General features: G+C 66.4%; 14 protein-coding genes, 1 tRNA gene and 1 pseudogene. 7 read left to right on the top strand and 9 right to left on the bottom strand.

The features are described 5' to 3' along the window. Window positions 1-545 precede the first annotated feature (545 nt). Together LWW96_RS02675 and LWW96_RS02680 are read right to left on the bottom strand one after the other, a co-directional pair. Window positions 546-707, bottom strand: coding sequence for a hypothetical protein (locus tag LWW96_RS02675; protein WP_291484122.1), 162 nt, complete (start codon window positions 705-707; stop codon window positions 546-548). Between the two features lie 178 nt (window positions 708-885). Continuing rightward, complete coding sequence (locus tag LWW96_RS02680) at window positions 886-1140, bottom strand: hypothetical protein (RefSeq protein WP_291484123.1); 255 nt, start codon at window positions 1138-1140, stop codon at window positions 886-888. Between the two features lie 825 nt (window positions 1141-1965). Here LWW96_RS02680 and LWW96_RS02685 point away from each other — a divergent pair. The 4 genes from LWW96_RS02685 to LWW96_RS02700 all read left to right on the top strand — a co-directional run bounded on the left by LWW96_RS02685 (window position 1966) and on the right by LWW96_RS02700 (window position 5617). After that, on the top strand, window positions 1966-2217 hold the full coding sequence (locus LWW96_RS02685; RefSeq protein WP_291484124.1) for a hypothetical protein: 252 nt from the start codon (window positions 1966-1968) through the stop codon (window positions 2215-2217). Window positions 2218-2227: 10 nt separating this feature from the next. Beyond that, the gene (locus LWW96_RS02690; protein ID WP_291484125.1) at window positions 2228-2623 is read left to right on the top strand and encodes a VOC family protein; all 396 of its coding nucleotides are present in this window, start codon (window positions 2228-2230) and stop codon (window positions 2621-2623) included. A 224-nt stretch (window positions 2624-2847) separates the two neighbouring features. After that, window positions 2848-4341, top strand: a complete 1494-nt coding sequence (locus tag LWW96_RS02695) for a DUF1566 domain-containing protein (protein WP_291484126.1) — start codon at window positions 2848-2850, stop codon at window positions 4339-4341. Beyond that, entirely contained in the window at window positions 4331-5617 is a 1287-nt protein-coding gene (locus tag LWW96_RS02700; protein WP_291484127.1) for a DUF1566 domain-containing protein, read from the top strand. The genes LWW96_RS02695 and LWW96_RS02700 overlap by 11 nt, the downstream gene beginning before the upstream one ends. Window positions 5618-5986: 369 nt before the next feature. On the opposite strand, the gene LWW96_RS02705 is transcribed toward LWW96_RS02700, so the two are convergent. The 3 genes from LWW96_RS02705 to LWW96_RS02715 all read right to left on the bottom strand — a co-directional run bounded on the left by LWW96_RS02705 (window position 5987) and on the right by LWW96_RS02715 (window position 9311). Further along, window positions 5987-6063: transfer RNA gene (locus LWW96_RS02705), tRNA-Val, on the bottom strand. 75 nt (window positions 6064-6138) lie between these two features. After that, window positions 6139-8355 carry a bifunctional (p)ppGpp synthetase/guanosine-3',5'-bis(diphosphate) 3'-pyrophosphohydrolase gene (locus tag LWW96_RS02710; RefSeq protein ID WP_291484128.1) on the bottom strand — a complete coding sequence of 739 codons (2217 nt, stop codon included), beginning with the start codon at window positions 8353-8355 and terminating at the stop codon, window positions 6139-6141. Further along, window positions 8352-9311, bottom strand: coding sequence for an alpha/beta hydrolase (locus LWW96_RS02715; protein ID WP_291484129.1), 960 nt, complete (start codon window positions 9309-9311; stop codon window positions 8352-8354). The genes LWW96_RS02710 and LWW96_RS02715 overlap by 4 nt, the downstream gene beginning before the upstream one ends. A gap of 117 nt (window positions 9312-9428) precedes the next feature. Between LWW96_RS02715 and LWW96_RS02720 the strand changes: the two genes are divergently transcribed. After that, window positions 9429-10211: a 3-hydroxybutyrate dehydrogenase gene (locus LWW96_RS02720; protein WP_291484130.1), complete on the top strand. Its 783-nt coding sequence runs from the start codon at window positions 9429-9431 to the stop codon at window positions 10209-10211. Window positions 10212-10429: 218 nt separating this feature from the next. On the opposite strand, the gene LWW96_RS02725 is transcribed toward LWW96_RS02720, so the two are convergent. Continuing rightward, window positions 10430-11146 (bottom strand): SIMPL domain-containing protein, encoded by a 717-nt coding sequence (locus LWW96_RS02725; protein ID WP_291484131.1) that lies wholly within the window; start codon window positions 11144-11146, stop codon window positions 10430-10432. Between the two features lie 214 nt (window positions 11147-11360). Here LWW96_RS02725 and ompR point away from each other — a divergent pair, with 214 nt between their 5' ends. Next, window positions 11361-12092 (top strand): two-component system response regulator OmpR, encoded by a 732-nt coding sequence (ompR, locus tag LWW96_RS02730; RefSeq protein ID WP_010460834.1) that lies wholly within the window; start codon window positions 11361-11363, stop codon window positions 12090-12092. 71 nt (window positions 12093-12163) lie between these two features. Beyond that, entirely contained in the window at window positions 12164-13648 is a 1485-nt protein-coding gene (locus tag LWW96_RS02735) for an ATP-binding protein (RefSeq protein WP_291484134.1), read from the top strand. 63 nt (window positions 13649-13711) lie between these two features. Here the strand turns inward: LWW96_RS02735 and gudD are convergent, their stop codons facing one another. The 3 genes and pseudogenes from gudD to LWW96_RS02750 all read right to left on the bottom strand — a co-directional run. Beyond that, entirely contained in the window at window positions 13712-15064 is a 1353-nt protein-coding gene (gene gudD, locus LWW96_RS02740) for a glucarate dehydratase (RefSeq protein WP_291484132.1), read from the bottom strand. Window positions 15065-15113: 49 nt separating this feature from the next. Beyond that, complete coding sequence (locus tag LWW96_RS02745) at window positions 15114-16103, bottom strand: tripartite tricarboxylate transporter substrate binding protein (RefSeq protein ID WP_291484133.1); 990 nt, start codon at window positions 16101-16103, stop codon at window positions 15114-15116. A gap of 81 nt (window positions 16104-16184) precedes the next feature. Then, window positions 16185-16434: pseudogene (locus LWW96_RS02750) on the bottom strand (5-dehydro-4-deoxyglucarate dehydratase); the annotation flags it as partial.

Raw genomic sequence — 16434 nt, forward strand, 5'->3', positions numbered from 1 at the left:
ACAGGTCCAGCCAGCCTGTATTCTTATGCATGCAGCGGTGCTCTGAAGTTTGATGATTGGTCGCACAACCATCTTGCTTGAGATGTCACCGCTGTTTTTTTGCCTCTGGGGTGGCTTACCCCGCTAATCCGTGAAGAACCATAAAAAAGCGCAGTCGGGATGTTGGCTGGCAGACCGGGTCCGCACCAGACGGTACGGTGGCCTCTTGTTCCCCTCCATTTCGAAAGGACCTGCGCCATGTTGCCTGCACCAGCGCCCTCCCCCGTGCCGCCGTTTCCCCCCGTGGAAAACCCGCCCGCCTGGGTCCCGCAACCTCCGCAGGGCGATCCGCCGCCCCTGCCGGGCGAGCCGCCTGTGCAGGATCCTCCGCCGCATTTCTGAGCACAAGCACGGCCGCTCCAGGAAGACAGAGCCGCGGCGGCGCCCGTATTGGGACGTCAGGCGGGCAGCAAAGGCCCCGCCTTCAGGAATGCCCCGCTCGAATCGAGCGGGAAGGTGCGCGCTGCGGATCGGGAGAGGTCGCAAACCACAGCAAGAGCAGGCTCCTAGCCGAGATACCCCATCTTGAAATAGGCCACTGCCAACACCGCTGCCGTAGCCGCCACCGCAGCGATCCAGAAGACGCGGATGTCGTACATGCCCAGCTCGGGATCCACGTCCACAAAGGCGGGAGAGGCAGGGGTTGGATGGCGAGACGACGTTTTCATGGTGGAACTCCGTATGAGGTAACACGACAGTACTGACGCATGGGGCTCCTGCCTGTCAGACAAAAACGCTTTGTTTCATACGCGCAGATACCGTCGTCCCGCCCGTTCTGAAAAGAATCGGTGGGGTAACCGGAGGCCCCGCCGTTACGCGGCTACGGTCCTCCGAAGTGGCCCAGCACTAGCGGGACGCGGGTGCACGCGCAGGCGGTACGGCCACTGCGGGCGCCTGCGCGCCGGCGGCGTTGCGGCTTTCGGGCAGATAAGGGTCTTCGCTGGGGCCGGACAGCGACAGGACTACGCCGAGCACGATGGCCGCGGCAACCGCCGCCAGCAGTACCCACACCGCTCGTCGGCGGTCCGTGGCGGGCGGATTCATGGGGGTGTTTTCAGGGTAGTCGGGCAACCCGGCGTTGCGAACTTTGGTGGTGTCCATCACAGCCTCCTTGGCGGGTACAGGGCTTCAAGGTAGGCCCGTTGGCCGCCCGGGGCTGTCAGACGATCGCCCTGCGCACCCGCCGGCCTGGACGACAGCGGGTCAGGAGGGGCGCCATTCAGGACCGGGACGGCTTGCCCAGCGGATCCGCGTCGCCCAAGTCCACCTCGGCCGACTTCCGGCCAGGAAAGGACACCTCGGGCTGGCGCTCGTTGGACAGGGGTGTCGGCAGCTCCGGCGGGAGTTCGCCCGGCTCGCGCGGGACATCATTCGGGACTTCAAGAGGGCGGTCTGGTGAAGGATCGGACATTCTGGGCTCCTGGTGCAAAGAACCCAGTGGGCGACAGGCCTGCTGCCTGCGCCGTAGGAAAAGGCCGTGCCACCGGCCCAGTCGCCACCACGGCGCGCGGCGCTGCCCCTCTGTGGACCGGTACGGGCCGCCAATGTAGGGAATCCTCCACAAAATCTGCGGTTCGGTGCGCCTTATAGGAAATTCCCTACATAGGGCGTCCCCGAAACCGGATGATCCTGCGGTCGTCCCCCCCCAATGTCCGAAAACCTCCATGGCCATCACCATCACCCTGCCCCGGACCGTGTCCCTAGCTGACCATCTTCGGGTCGAAGCGCTTGTCTCAACCCTCAGAAACCAAGAGGGAGATTTCAAGGGGCGTGCCATCTCGCTGGCGCAAGGCAGCAGCACGTTCGTTGTCGATAGCCAGGACGGGCTCCGGGGCGCCCTGCTTCAGCTGATGGTGGAGTCTGTGCTTGAAGACGCAGATGAGTCGCTTCGCGCCTCTCAGGCAACTCCACAATTGAAACCCCGCTATGCCAATCACCATCCATGTGGCGCGCACGACGCCCGACGCCGCTTTTGACAGGCTCATAAAACTCACGTCCCTCCTTGGTCAAACCGATTCCAATTTCGAGGGCGTCGAATTGCGGGTGCAACGACGAGAAGGGGGCGAGGAATTCGAGGTGACCGACCCCGACGACGAAATGCGCCAGCGTTTGCTGATGCTCCTGGTTTCGGATGTGCTCAACGGTGAATCCGGCTCGGTATGGGGCGAATTGCGCTGACCTTTGCGTGATGTATGCACATGTCCAACTCGGCGTCCGCAATCTGAGGGCGATGGTCGCCTTCTATGACGCGGTGCTCGCTGAGGTGGGGCTCAGCCGGTTCACAAGCCTGGAGCGCATGGGCCCTGCCGGCGTTGTCTGGCCCAACCCCGGCTTGCGCTGGCCGCAGTTCGTGCTGAATGAACCGTTCGACGGCAAGCCTGCCACGACGGCCAACGGCTCTCAGATCAGCTTGCTTTGCGCGTCCAGGGATGAGGTGGACGCGGCGTGGAACGCGGCCCTCCGCCATTGCGCTACAGATGTTGGCAAGCCCGGCTTGCGACCCCGATACGCCCCGGACTTCTATGCGGCGTACTGCCTGGACCCTGAGGGCCATAAGCTGTGCTTCGTGCACACCGGCCCGTGAGCCTCACGCTTCGGAACGGCACCATTGCCGGCGTTGTCTGCAGGGAACATCGGTACTGCGCGTGAAGAGGCCGATACGAAAACGCTTGCGCTGCGCCACATGTAACCTAAGATTACAAGCCGCGCCGGCTCCCAGAAGGCCCGCCGCGCCCCGTGCACCCTGTCCGCCCTGCCGGTGGAATGGGTGTCCGTCACCCCACCAACGCATTGCTTCCCTCCTTTGCCATGGGCCAGATTTTCTCGTGCTTGACCCTGAGCGGACCGCGCAAGACGCTGGCGGCGCTCGGCTGCGTGGCCGCGGGCATCACGCCGCTCGCCAGCATTTCAGCGGGTCTGAACGACACCGGCCTGAGCCAGTGCTTCGACGGCTCCAGCCCGGTGGCTTGCACCCAGGCCCATACTGGGGATACGGCGCCCTACCCGCGCCAGGACGCACGTTTCGGACGTGACGCGCAGGCGGCGGCCGGTACGCTCGTCAAGACCGGTGGAGGCGCGGCGGGATTCGATTTCACCGCGCTGGACGCTGCGGGCCAGCCCGTATCCCCCGGTGCGCACGCCTGTGTGCGCGACAACGTGACGGGGCTCGTCTGGTCCACGGAAACCCTGGCCTCGACCTGGACAGCCGCCGCTGCCGCGGCTGCCGGCTACCACCACTGCGGACAAACGCAGGGCTGGCGCCTGCCCACGCGGCGGGAGTTGCTGTCCATCGTGCACAACGGCTCCGCGCAACCCGCGATCGACACCGTGTACTTCCCCGCCACCGCCCCTGGCGCCTACTGGAGCGGCGACGTCTATGGCCTGGACACCACCAAAGCCTGGGCGGTCGATTTTGCGGACGGATCACCCCTGGCGCAGGCCCAGGGCGCGGACCATTCTTTGCGGCTGGTGGCTGCGGGTGCCGCAGTCAACCAGCCACCTCGCATCACCATCGCCAACGTCCATCTGGACGACAAAACCGCCATGGCGCCCTACATGGCGCCCGAGGCCGCCCCCTATCCCCACTGGCGCCCTCAGGCCATGGTCATGCCCGGCTGGGCCAGTGTGGCGCCGGGCCCGGCCAATGAAGCAGGACAGAACCTGACGGCCACCCTCACGCTGCTGCCCGTGACGGGGCAAAAGGCCCTGGAGTTCGATGTGCCGCCCACGCTGGACCCGGCCACCGGGACGCTCTCGTTCACGGTCAAGTACACCCTGGAGGACTACATTGACGGTTCGGGCGCGCACCTGCTGAATTGGGTCTCTTCAGCTGGGCTGGCGAGGGTCCAGGTAGAACTCAAAGACGACGGCGGCACGGCCAACGGCGGTGTGGACACGACCACTGCCATCTTTGAGATATCTCTCGATTCGGCGCCAACAGCCCTCGACGTGAGCGTGCGTGGCCTGTGGCGATCTCCCTGTGTGCCCGTTACCTGGAGAGCTTGGGATGCAGATACCGACTTCCGGCCCCCACCATCCGGCACGCCGATGCCCGCGCCACGGGTCACGATCCAAAGCGTTCCGCGCCAAGGGTTTCTCGGCGAAATGCAAGCGGATGGCTCGCTGTCCGTCGCCCTCACTGCTGCCCACAAGGCCGGCGGCTACAACTGGTACGGCTCTGCTTGTTATCACCCGTTTGTTCCCACGTTCACCGGGTTTGACACGTTTACCCTGACGGTGACGGATCCGGACGGCAATGTCAGTGCTCCGGCCACCATCAGCATTGAGATCCATGAAAACTAGACAGATCTCGGGCCTGCGCCGTGTTGTCGCCACGCTGCGGGTGGTGCTTGCGCTCGTGACGGCCAGTGCGGCTCCCGCGTTCGCTTCCTTTGTTCCCAACGGTGACGGCACTGCGGCAGACAGCGACACCGGCCTCGTCTGGGATCGTTGTGCGTGGGGCAGCACGTGGAATGCCGCCTCAACCAGTTGCGCCCCCACCGGCTCAGATACCTTCACCTGGGCAGGTGCGCTGTCTGCGGCCACCGCTGCCAACGCCGCCAACCACCTGGGCCACAACGACTGGCGTCTGCCCAGCAAGAACGAGCTGGAGTCGCTGGTGGATATTTCCGCGACGGCGAGTCCGGTGATCGACCCCGTGTTTCCCTGGCCCTATGCAGGCGCGGACTTCTGGTCATCCACCACCTCTACAGCGGCGCCGTCCGGTGCGTGGCGGGTGGACTTTGCCAGCGGCAGCGTGGGGGTCGAGGAAAAGACGGTCGCCCTGCGTGTACGCCTGCTGCGGGGCGGCGCTGCCGCCGCAGGGTTCGACGGGCTCGGTGGCGGAAGCAATCCCGGGCCTGGCAACACGCTGCATGCCATCACGTCGACGGCCAACCCGGCGGCCGCGGGGGTCGTCAGCTGCAGCCCCAACCCGGTCGTGCAGGGGGGCTCAGCCACTTGCACTGCCACGGCTGCACCAGGCTATGCGTTCACCCACTGGAGCGGCGACTGCAGCGGCACCGTTTGTGTTCTGGGCAGCGTGGTAGCTGCGCGCAGCGTGGCGGCCCATTTTGCGGTGATCGACGCGACGTTCGGTCCCATCCCGACGCGCAAGAGCGGCGTCAGCGCGTCCCTGGTCGTGAGCGGCTGCACCTCGGTGGCCGCGGCCAGTTTCGTCAACGCTCCCACCGCGGCGGCTGCGCCGGCCCAGGTGCGGTTTCCCTACGGCGTACTGGACCTCACACTCCAAGGCTGCAACAGCGGCACGGCGTCAGTGACCGTGAATTATTCGGAGCCTCTGCCCAGCGGGAACTTCTACAAGGAGATCTCGGGCAGCTATGTGCCCTATCCAGCCACCGTATCGGGAAGCAGCACGACGTTCTCGCTTGTGGACAACGGTCTGGGCGACAGCGACCCCGCCATCGGCACCATCCACGATCCGGCCGGCCTGGCCGTGGCTGCGGCGGGCGCCGCCTCCATTCCCACGCTCTCCGACGGGGGGCTGGCGTTCCTCGCCACGGTGCTCGCGGGAGTGGCTCTGCTGAGCGGGCGCCGGGCCCGACGGTCCACACGTTAGACCGCCGGGATTTCGCAAGACTTGCGGGACACGGCACTGAAGCGCCTCCATCTCACATGCCGGTGGCCCGCTGGCCGAGTTCTCCGCGACAGCCTGAGCCGATCAACGAGCCCACCGTGGTGGAAGAGAAGACCTTTCGGCAAGTGGTGAACCGTGGCTGCTGCGAACCCAGGCGCTCGCCCGCCACCGGCAACACGGACTGTCTGAACGGCTGGATGAGCCAGCAGCGCGACCGGCAGGCCATCGTCGGATTCCCAGCCCACGGCTCGGGCGCCTCGCGCGTACAAGCGATGTTCTTCGCTCGTCGCGACGCGGTCAAAGAAAAACGGCCTAGGATTTCTCCTAAGCCGTTGATTTCATTACCGAATTTGGTAGGCGCGATTGGACTCGAACCAACGACCCCCACCATGTCAAGGTGGTGCTCTAACCAGCTGAGCTACGCGCCTGTCGTTGTTAAGACCACGATTATAGCCACAAAATCAGCGCCTTCGCAAAAGCTGCCTCAATTTGCGCGCCGGCCTTCAGCGCCGGCGCGCCGAGCGGACGCCAGGCACGCTGGCCACGATGCCCAGCACCTTGTTCAGCCGTCCCGAATCGGAGACCTCCACGGTGAAGGTCATCCACGCCGTGCCCTTGATGGACTGCGTCTGCACGCCGATCACGTTGGTCTTTTCACGGGCGAACACTTCGGAAATGTCGCGCAGCAGGCCCTGGCGGTCCGCGGCCTCCACCGCCACATCCACGGGGTACACGGCGCCCGTCGCGGCTGTCTTGGAGGTGGTGCCCCAGGCCACGTCGATGACGCGCTCCATGTTGCGCGCGGCCATCTCGCGGAAGTTGCTGCAGTCCGCGCGGTGCACGCTCACGCCCTTGCCCCGGGTGACAAAACCGCGGATCAGATCGGGGGGTGCCGGCTTGCAGCACTTGGCCAGCTGGGTCATCAGCGAGTCGATCCCCACGACCAGCACCCCGCCCTTGGGCGAGGCTTCGCTGGTGCGCGTTTTCTTGAGCAGAAGGTATTCGTCGGGCGCAATGACGGGCTCCGGCGGGCGCAGCACCGTCTCGATGTTGCGCAGCGAGAACTCGTCCTTGCCCACGACTTCGAAGAGCGCGTCCGCCGATTTGAAGCCCAGCTGGGCAGCCAGGTCGTCGAGCTTGATGGCCGTCTTGCCCTCGCGCTGCAGGAGTTTCTCCACCGCGTCCCGCCCCTTGGCCACTGTTTCGTGGGTGGCCTGGGCGTTGAACCAGGCGCGCACCTTGGCCTTCGCCCGGTGGCTGGTGAGGTAGCCCAGCTCGGCATTGAGCCAGTCGCGTGAAGGGCGCCCTTCCTTGACGGTGGTGATCTCCACCGTCTGGCCGTTCTGCAGCGACGTGTTGAGCGGAACCATGGCGCCGTCCACCCGCGCGCCGCGGCAACGGTGCCCCACGCTCGTGTGCACGGCATAGGCAAAGTCCACCGGCGTTGCGCCCTGGGGCAGCTCCACCACGGCCGCGTCGGGCGTCAGCACGTAGATGCGGTCTTCAAACAGCCCCTTGTTGTGCACGGCGCCTGCCAGGTCGCGTTCCCACGCCAGCAACTGGCGCAGCACCGCGATCTTGGCGTCGTATTCGCCGCTGGCCGACACGCCCGCATACCCCTTGCTGCCGGCCTCCTTGTAAGCCCAGTGTGCCGCCACGCCATGCTCGGCGTGTTCGTGCATGGCTTGGGTACGGATCTGGATCTCGATGGGCTTGCCGTTGTCGTCGCGCACGATGGTGTGCAGCGACTGGTAGCCATTGGGCTTGGGCTTGGCGATGTAGTCGTCGAACTCTTCGACGATGGGCTTGAACTGCTCATGCACCCAGCTCAGGGCCGCGTAGCAGTCCTTCACCGTGGGGACCACCACGCGCAGCGCGCGGATGTCGAACACCTGGTCAAAGTTGAGCGATTTGCCGCGCATCTTCTTGACGATGCTGTAGATGTGCTTGGGCCGCCCCGCCACCGTGGCGCTGATGCTGCGCGCGCGCAGCTCGCTCTCCAGCCGGCCGCGCAACTGCTCCATGTAGACCTCGCGCTCGCCGCGCTTCTCGTCCAGCAGACGGGCCACCTCTTTGTAGGTCTCGGGCTCCAGGAAACGGAAGGACAGGTCTTCCAGCTCCCACTTCACCTGCCAGATGCCCAGCCGGTTGGCCAGCGGTGCAAACACCTGCAGCGATTCGCGCGCCAGGCTGGGGGACACGGGCCGCTTGGACGCAGCGTGGAAACGCAAGGTCTGCAGGCGCGAGGCCAGGCGCAGCATCACCACCCGCAGGTCGCGCGAGAACGCCAGCAGCATCTTGCGCACGTTCTCGGTCTGCACGGCGGGGTCGTCCAGCGGCTCGGCGCCGCGGGCCTGGCGCTGCACGCGCATCAGCTTGGTGGTCTCCACCGCCAGGGCGGCAAAGTTATCGCCAAAGGCCTTGGCAATGACCTCCTCGGGCTTGTTGAGGTGTACGCAGGCGTGCACCAGGTAGCTCGCGGCCTGCATGGCCTCCGAGCCGCCGATGTTCTTCAGGATGGCGGCCACCGCATCCGCGTGCGCCAGCGTGTTCTCACCGGAATCCAGCGTTTCGCCGGCGATGAGCGGTTCGGCAAACGCACGCGCGCGCGCCAGGGCGTTCACCTGCTCCGGCAGCGTGTGCGCCGTGGCGGTAATGAGCTGGGGGACGGCGTCGCCCTGGGGCGCCACCGTGGCCAGTGCGGCAGGGTTGGTCTTCATGCGCGCACAGCACCTTCGGCGGCCAGCAGAAAATCGGCCACCACTGCAACCTGGTCCGCAGCCACCAGCGTGGGCGCATGCCCCACGCCCTCGAACTCGACCACGCGTGCGCGGGGCCCGCGCTGCGCCATGGACTGCGCCGTGGGGCGCGACAGCAGGTCTGACTGTGCCCCCCGCAGCAGCAGCGTCTGCGCCGCGATGTGGTCGTACAGCTGCCATAGCGCCGCTTCACCGGCCGTGGCGGCCTCCTGCGTCAGGGCGCGGAAGGGCACGGCGATGGCGGGGTCGTAATGCAGGGTGACGCCGCCATCTGGCAGCGGGCGCACCATGGGGCGCGACAGCGCCAGCCATTGCTCCGGCGTGTGCGGCCCAAAGCTGGTGGAAATGGCCCACATGGCGTCGGCCGCCTCCTGCAGGGTCGCAAACCGCACGGGCTGCCCCAGGTACAGGCCGATGCGCTGCAGCGCCTGCCATTCGATGGCGGGTCCCACGTCGTTGAGCACCATCCGGCGCACAGGCGCCGGCAGCGGCAGGCCCGGCTGGCCGGCAATGCCCATGCCGATGAGCCCGCCCATGCTGGTGCCCACCCAGTCCAGCGTGCCAATGGGCGCTTGCTGGTGCAGTTGCGCCAGCAGCGCCAGCATGTCGGCCGCGTACTGCGGGATCTGGTAGCCCATGGGGTCCGCCAGCCAATCGCTCTGCCCGCGCCCGACCACGTCGGGGCAGACCACGCGCGCGTGCGCGCTCAGCGTGCGTGCCAGGGTGTCGAAATCCCGCCCCTGGCGGGACAGCCCGTGCACGCACACCACCACATGCGGATGCCGCGGGTTGCCGGTGGCGTTCCACTCCCAATAGGCCATTCGGTGGGTGGCGCCCGTGGCCGGCGCAGCGCCGGCGGATGCTGCCGGGCCCCCTGGTCCAGGGCACGGTACGTAGTTCAGCGTAGGTTCAATCATGGAGGGCGAATTGCGCGGGCAGCGCTTGATAATGCAGGGCGAAACTCGGCTGCATTGCCACGGCTTGCGCGCCGATCTGTCTTTGCGTGGCATCGTAATTCATTCGGAGAGACTCTCATGCTGAAAGGCAAAACTGCCCTCGTTACCGGCTCCACCAGCGGCATCGGCCTTGGCATCGCCAAGGCCCTGGCCCGCCAGGGGGCGAATGTGGTGCTCAACGGCTTCGGCGATGTGGACGGGCCGCGCGCGGAAGTGCTGGCCGCAGGCCAGGCCGCGGGCGTTCAGGTTGACTACCACGGGGCCGACATGAGCCGCGCGGCCGATATCGAAGACATGATGAAGTTCAGCGCCCAACGGTTCGGGCGCGTGGACATCCTGGTGAACAACGCGGGCATCCAGCACGTGGCCAACGTGGAGGATTTCCCGGTGGAGCGCTGGGACGCGGTCATCGCCATCAACCTCACCAGCGCCTTCCACACCTCGCGCCTGGCGCTGCCCGCCATGAAGGCCGCGAACTGGGGCCGCATCATCAATGTGGCCTCGGTGCACGGCCTGGTCGGCTCGGCACAGAAGTCTGCCTACGTGGCGGCCAAGCACGGCATCGTGGGCCTGACGAAGGTGATGGCCCTGGAAAACGCCACCACCGGCGTGACCTGCAACGCGATCTGCCCCGGCTGGGTCCTGACGCCGCTGGTGCAAAAACAGGTGGATGCCAAGGCGGCGGAGCATGGCTTGTCGAATGAGGACGCCAAGAAGCTGCTGCTGGGTGAAAAAGAACCCTCGATGCAATTCACCACGCCCGAAGAACTGGGCGAGCTGGCCGTCTTCTTCTGCTCGCCGGCCGCCAACAACGTGCGTGGCGTGGCGTGGAACATGGACGGCGGCTGGGCCGCGCAGTAAAAGCCACTCCCCGTGGGGCACCTTCGGCGCCTTTCCACTTCTCTCCCACCGCTGCGCGGTGCGGAGAGGGGCACCCCGCCAGCGCAGCGGGGCAGCCCCTGCGCGGCAGCGGCCGGCCTGGGCCGCGCCGGCGCAGATTGCTACAATAAACATAGCTGCTAGCGCTTACCCCACAAGCGCTAGCAGCCGTTTTCATCCAAATCGCTGCGGATGACGTCTCAGCGCATCTGCACCGACCCCGACACGTTGACCACCACCTGCGCCTTGCCCGCTTCGACGGGCACCGGGGCGTCGGCAAACGAACTCATCTTCGCCTCCGCGGCCATCATGCGCGGGCGCGGCCCGGGCATCGCCTCATTGCTGTTCACAGCCACCTCGCGCAGGCTGTAGGCACTGAAGCCGAAGCCCTTGGCCAGTTCGGCGGCGCGGGACTTGAACTGCTCGATGGCCAGGGTCTGGGCCTCGCCTTCCACCTTGGCGCGGGCCTCGCGGGACAGGTCGAACCCGACCTGGCTGATGGCCAGCGTCTGGATCCTGCCCGCCGTGGCCGTGATGCGGGCGAAATCGCGCCCTTCCAGCACCAGCTCGGCCCGGCCCTGCCAGCCGTTGATCTTGCCGTCCTTGCCGTACCGGGGGTACAGGCCGAAGGGGCCCGTGCGCACGTCCATCTGGCCCGGCTGGGCATTGCGCTTGGCTTCGGCCAGGGCTGCGTCCAGCGCCTGCTTGAGCTGGGACTGCACCGTGGCCGCATCGGTGGCCTCCTTGCTGGTCGCAAGGTTGAGCACCAGCAGGTCCTGCTGCACCTCTACCGTGCCCGTGGCCGACAGTTGCACCACATTGCGCGGCTCCGGGGCCACAACGGTTTGGGCAGAAACGGCGCCAGCGCTGAAAATAAAAGCGCTGGCAGCTATCAGTTTTATAGTAATCCTCAGCATATGAAAGTCCTCTTCTTCTGGGTGAGGCACCGGCGTGCGCAGTGCCAGGCAGCACCTTAACCGCAGCCACTTGTCTGCACGATGAAGCCCCTACCCTCCCGCTGCGAACCCGGGCAAAACTTGTAACAGTTGGTCAAAGGCGGCCGGAAAACCCGAACTTCGGCGTTCCAAGTGGTCAGAATCGGCTCTGTTACAAATTGGACTTGGGAACAAGATGGCCACAACAACCAATCGCACTGACAAAGTTCTGGTGGTGGATGACGATGCACGCATCCGCGATCTGCTGCGCCGCTACCTGACCCAGGAAGGCTTCGAAGTCATGGTTGCGGAGGATGGCAAGGCGCTCAACCGCCTGCTGTTGCGCGAGACCGTGGACATCATCGTGCTGGACCTGATGATGCCCGGCGAGGACGGCCTGTCCATCTGCCGACGCTTGCGTGCCGCCAATGACCGCACCCCCATCATCATGCTCACCGCCAAGGGTGAGGACGTGGACCGCATCGTGGGCCTGGAAGTGGGCGCGGACGACTACCTGGGCAAGCCGTTCAACCCGCGCGAGCTGCTGGCGCGCATCCACGCCGTGCTGCGGCGCCGCCCCGCGCAGGAAGCCCCGGGCGCCCCGTCGGGCGATAACGAAGTGGTCACCTTCGGCCCCTTCACCTTCGACCTGGGTACGCGCGCCCTGCAGCGCAACGGCGAGGAACTGCCCCTGACCACCGGCGAATTTGCCATGCTCAAGGCCCTGGTGCGCCACCCGCGCCAGCCGCTGTCGCGCGAAAAGCTGGCGCTTCTGGCGCGTGGCCGCGAATTCGAGCCGTTTGACCGCAGCCTGGACGTCCAGGTCTCGCGCCTTCGCAAACTGGTGGAGGTGGACGCCGCCGCACCGCGCTATATCCAGACGGTGTGGGGTGTCGGCTATGTGTTCGTGCCGGACGGAACGAGCTGAGCCCTGCTCGTTCCCGTATGCCCAAATCCGGCGAACCCCTGTGGTCCAGATCGTCGTCGTTCCAGTCCTCCATGGCCGCCCAGCCTGAAGCCACCAGCCCCGCCCCCCTGGAGTCGCTGCGGCAGGCGCGCGAGCAGCGGGCCCGCGTCGGGCTGAACCTGTTCTGGCGCACGTTCTTTTTGCTGGCGCTGCTGCTGGTGGGCAGCATTCTGGCTTGGCTGCAGACGCTGCGAGCGCTGGAGTTTGAGCCGCGCACGCTGCAGACCGCGCAGCAGATCGCGTCCCTGGTCAACCTGAGCCGCGCCGCGCTGGTGCACTCGGACGCCATTGCGCGCGTGTCGCTCATCAAGACCATGGCCGACCAGGAGGGTGTGCGCATCCTGCCGCGCGAGCCCACCGACAAATTCGAACTGCTGGAAGGCTCGGCCCTGGGCAACCGGCTCACCGACGAGCTCACCCAGCGGCTGGGGCCGGACACCATCGTCGCGCAGAACGTGAATGGAGAAACGGGGCTGTGGGTGGGCTTCAACATCAACGGGGACCCCAACTGGCTGCTGATGGACCGCTCACGGTTCAGCCCGGCCGGCGGGCGCACCTGGCTGATCTGGCTCATCACCGCCGCTGCGCTGTCCCTGGCCGGTGCAGCCGCCATCGCACGGCTCATCAACCGGCCGCTCAAGCAGCTGTCCTATGCCGCCAACCGCGTTAAGGACGGCGACTTTGCCGCCAGCCACCTGGATGAAGAAGTGGTGACCAGCGAGATCCGCGAGGTGAACATCGGCTTCAACCGCATGGCGCAAAAGCTCGCCAAGCTGGAGCAGGACCGTGCGGTGATGCTGGCTGGCATCTCGCACGACCTGCGCACCCCGCTGGCGCGCCTGCGCCTGGAAACCGAGATGAGCGTGACCGACGAGGTGGCGCGCGAGCACATGGTGGCGGACATCGTGCAGCTGGACGCCACCATCGACAAGTTCCTGGACTACGCCCGGCCCGACCATGTGACCCTCACGCCGGTGAACCTGCATGCGGTGGTGTCCTCCTGCGTGTATGCCGTGCAGGACCACCGCGAACTGCAGATCACCATGGCGGTGCCCGAGGATCTGAACGTGCTCGCCGACGAGGTGGAACTGGCGCGTGTGATCTCTAACCTGCTGGAAAACGCGCGCCGGTACGGCAAGAACGAGGACACCGGCATCACCAGCGTTGAAATTGCCGCCAAGGGCCGGGAGAACTGGGTGCTGGTCAAGCTGCGCGACCACGGCCCGGGCGTTCCGCCGGAACAGCTGTCCAACCTGACCAAGCCCTTTTTCCGCGGGGACTCCGCCCGCACCGCGGCAGCCGGCGCGGGGCTGGGCCTGTCCATCGTCGACAAGACGGTGCAGCGCATGGGCGGCATCTTCGCCCTGGCCAACTCCACCAGCGGGGGTCTGGTGGCCCACCTGCAACTGCAGCGCGCACCGGGCCTGCCCGACGGCGCAGACCCCAAGCAGCGGCTCCAGCGGCCTTCCATCAAACGCCAGTTACCGCGCCGCCGGACCGAGGACCGGATGGCCTGATCCCCTGCCCTGCTGCCTGCGCAAAGCCCTCCCGCTGGAGGGCTTTGTCTTTTCTTGCCCGCCTCAGCGCACCATGCAAGGCGACTTGTTGTTGAACTTCCAGCCCGGGATCAGGTACTGCATGGCCATCGCATCGTCGCGTGCGCCCAGGCCGTGCTGCAGGTACAGGCGGTGGGCGCGCTCCACCGCGTCCATGTCCAGCTCCACACCCAGGCCGGGCTTTTGGGGCAGGTCAATGAAACCATTCCTGATCTGGAATGGCTGCTTCGTCAGCCGTTCGCCGTCCTGCCAGATCCAGTGCGTGTCGATGGCGGTGACGCGCCCGGGCGCTGCAGCGCCCACATGGGTGAACATGGCCAGCGATACATCGAAGTGGTTGTTGGAGTGCGAGCCCCAGGTCAGGCCAAAGGCTTGGCACATCTGTGCCACACGCACCGATCCGGCCAGAGTCCAGAAGTGCGGGTCGGCCAGCGGAATGTCCACCGACTGCAGGGCCAGGCTGTGCGCCATTTCGCGCCAGTCGGTGGCCACCATGTTCGTGGCCGTGGGCAGGCCCGTGGCGCGGCGGAACTCGGCCATCACCTCGCGGCCGGAGAACACGCCTTCGGCGCCGCAGGGGTCTTCGGCATAGGCCATCACGCCGTGCAGGTCGCGCGTGAGGCGAATGGCATCCTTCAGCAGCCAGCCGCCGTTGGGGTCGAGCGTTACGCGCGCCTCAGGGAAGCGCTCGTGCAGTGCGCGGATGGCCTCGACCTCTTCCTCACCGCGCAGCACACCGCCTTTGAGCTTGAAGTCGGCAAAACCATAGCGCTGGTACGCAGCCTCAGCCAGGCGCACGATGCCCTCGGCCGTCATGACCTTTTCGTTGCGCAGCCGGAACCATTCGTTGTCGGCCCCGGGCTCGGTGCGGTAGCCCAGGTCGGTCTTGCTGCGGTCGCCCACATAAAACAGATACCCCAGCATCTGCACCGAGGTGCGCTGTACACCCTCGCCCAGCAGCGCGGCCACGGGCACGCCCAGGTGCTGGCCCAGCAGGTCCAGAAACGCCGACTCCACCGCCGTCACCGCATGGATGGTGATGCGCAGGTCAAAGGTCTGCAGGCCGCGCCCGCCCGCGTCGCGGTCAGCGAACTGGGCGCGCATGGCATGGAGCACGGCGTTGTAGTGGCCGATGGGCTGGCCCACGATGAGGGGCCGTGCGTCCTCAAGGGTCTGGCGGATCTTCTCGCCGCCGGGCACCTCGCCCACACCGGTGTTGCCGGCGCTGTCCCGCAGGATGAGCAGATTGCGCGTGAAGAACGGGCCGTGCGCGCCGCTCAGATTCATGAGCATGCTGTCGTGGCCCGCCACGGGCACCACGCGCAGTTCGGTGATGACGGGAGTGCTGGTGGCAGGAGGAATGGAGGTAGTGGTCATGGGTGGGCGAAAACATGAAAGAGGCGCGCAAAGGCGCCTCAAGAAAAGATCAGTCTGCCGTGATCTTGCGGGTTTCGATGACCGTTTTCCAACGGGCAAATTCCTTCGCCTGGTAAGCCGTGAAGGCCTCGGGCGTGCTGGCCACAATCTCCAGACCCTGGTCGAGCATGCGCTTCTTCACGGCAGGGTCGTTCATGGCGGCAATGGCGGCGTCCGACAGCTTCTTCTTGATCGCAGGCGGCAGGCCCTTGGGCGCGGCCATGCCTTGCCACGAATACACCTCGGCACCGGTCACGCCCGCCTCGGCCAGCGTGGGAACATCCGGAAGAACGGGGCTGCGCTGGTCGCCCGTCACGGCAATGGCGTGCAGCTTGCCCGCGCGGATGTGCTGCAGCACGGCGTTGACGTTCTGGAACGAGAACTCCACCTGCCCGCCCAGCAGGTCGTTGATGGCCGGAGCGCCGCCCTTGTAGGGAATGTGCAGGCCTTCCGTGCCCGTTTGCTGCCAGAACACCTCGGCGGAGAGGTGGTCCGACGAGCCGTTGCCCGAGCTGGCAAAACTCACCTTGCCCGGGTTGGCCTTGAGCTGGGCGATCACCTCCTTCACGGTGCGCGCCTTCTGGCCGGGCGCGGCGACCAGCACATTGGGCGCCTGAACCGGCACGGTGATGTAGTCGAAGTCCTTGAGGGCGTCGTAGGGTACGGTCTTGAGCAGGTGCGGCGCCACGACAAAGGCGCCGAGCGACGACACCAGCAGCGTGTAGCCATCGGCCGGCGCGCGCTTGACCATGCCGGCCCCCAGCGTGCCCGTGGCACCGGGGCGGTTGTCCACCACGAAGTTCTGGCCCAGCTTGTCGCCCATGTGCTGGGCCATGGCGCGGGCCACCATGTCGGTGGAGCCGCCGGCCGGGAACGGAACGACGATGGTCACGGGTTTGTCGGGCCAGGCGGCGGCTGTTGGCGCGCCGGTCTGAGCGGACGCCGCAACGACAACGCCGCAGGCGGCAGCAACGAGCAATAGTTTCTTGGCAAGGAACATGGGTGTGTCTCCGAAAGTAGTGATGGAAGACCCTCTGCGGGGTCTCGGACGTGGGTGGGGAAAGGAATCAGCCGGCCGCGCTCACTGCGGCCCGAGCTTGTCGATCAGCGCCTTGAGTGCCTCCATCTCCTGCGGCTTGAGGTCCACCAGCGGCGCGCGCACCGGCCCCCCGTCACGCCCCACGATGCGTGCGCCGGCCTTGATGATGGACACGCCGTAGCCCTCCACCCGGTTGCGGATGGCCAGGTACGGCATGAAGAACTCCTTGAGCAGCCGGTGCTGCGTGGCCATGTCGTCGGCCGCCACGGCCCGGTAGAACTCCATCGCCGTG

Origin of the sequence: Acidovorax sp., assembly GCF_021287135.1 — a bacterium.
Taxonomy (GTDB): Bacteria; Pseudomonadota; Gammaproteobacteria; order Burkholderiales; family Burkholderiaceae_C; genus Acidovorax.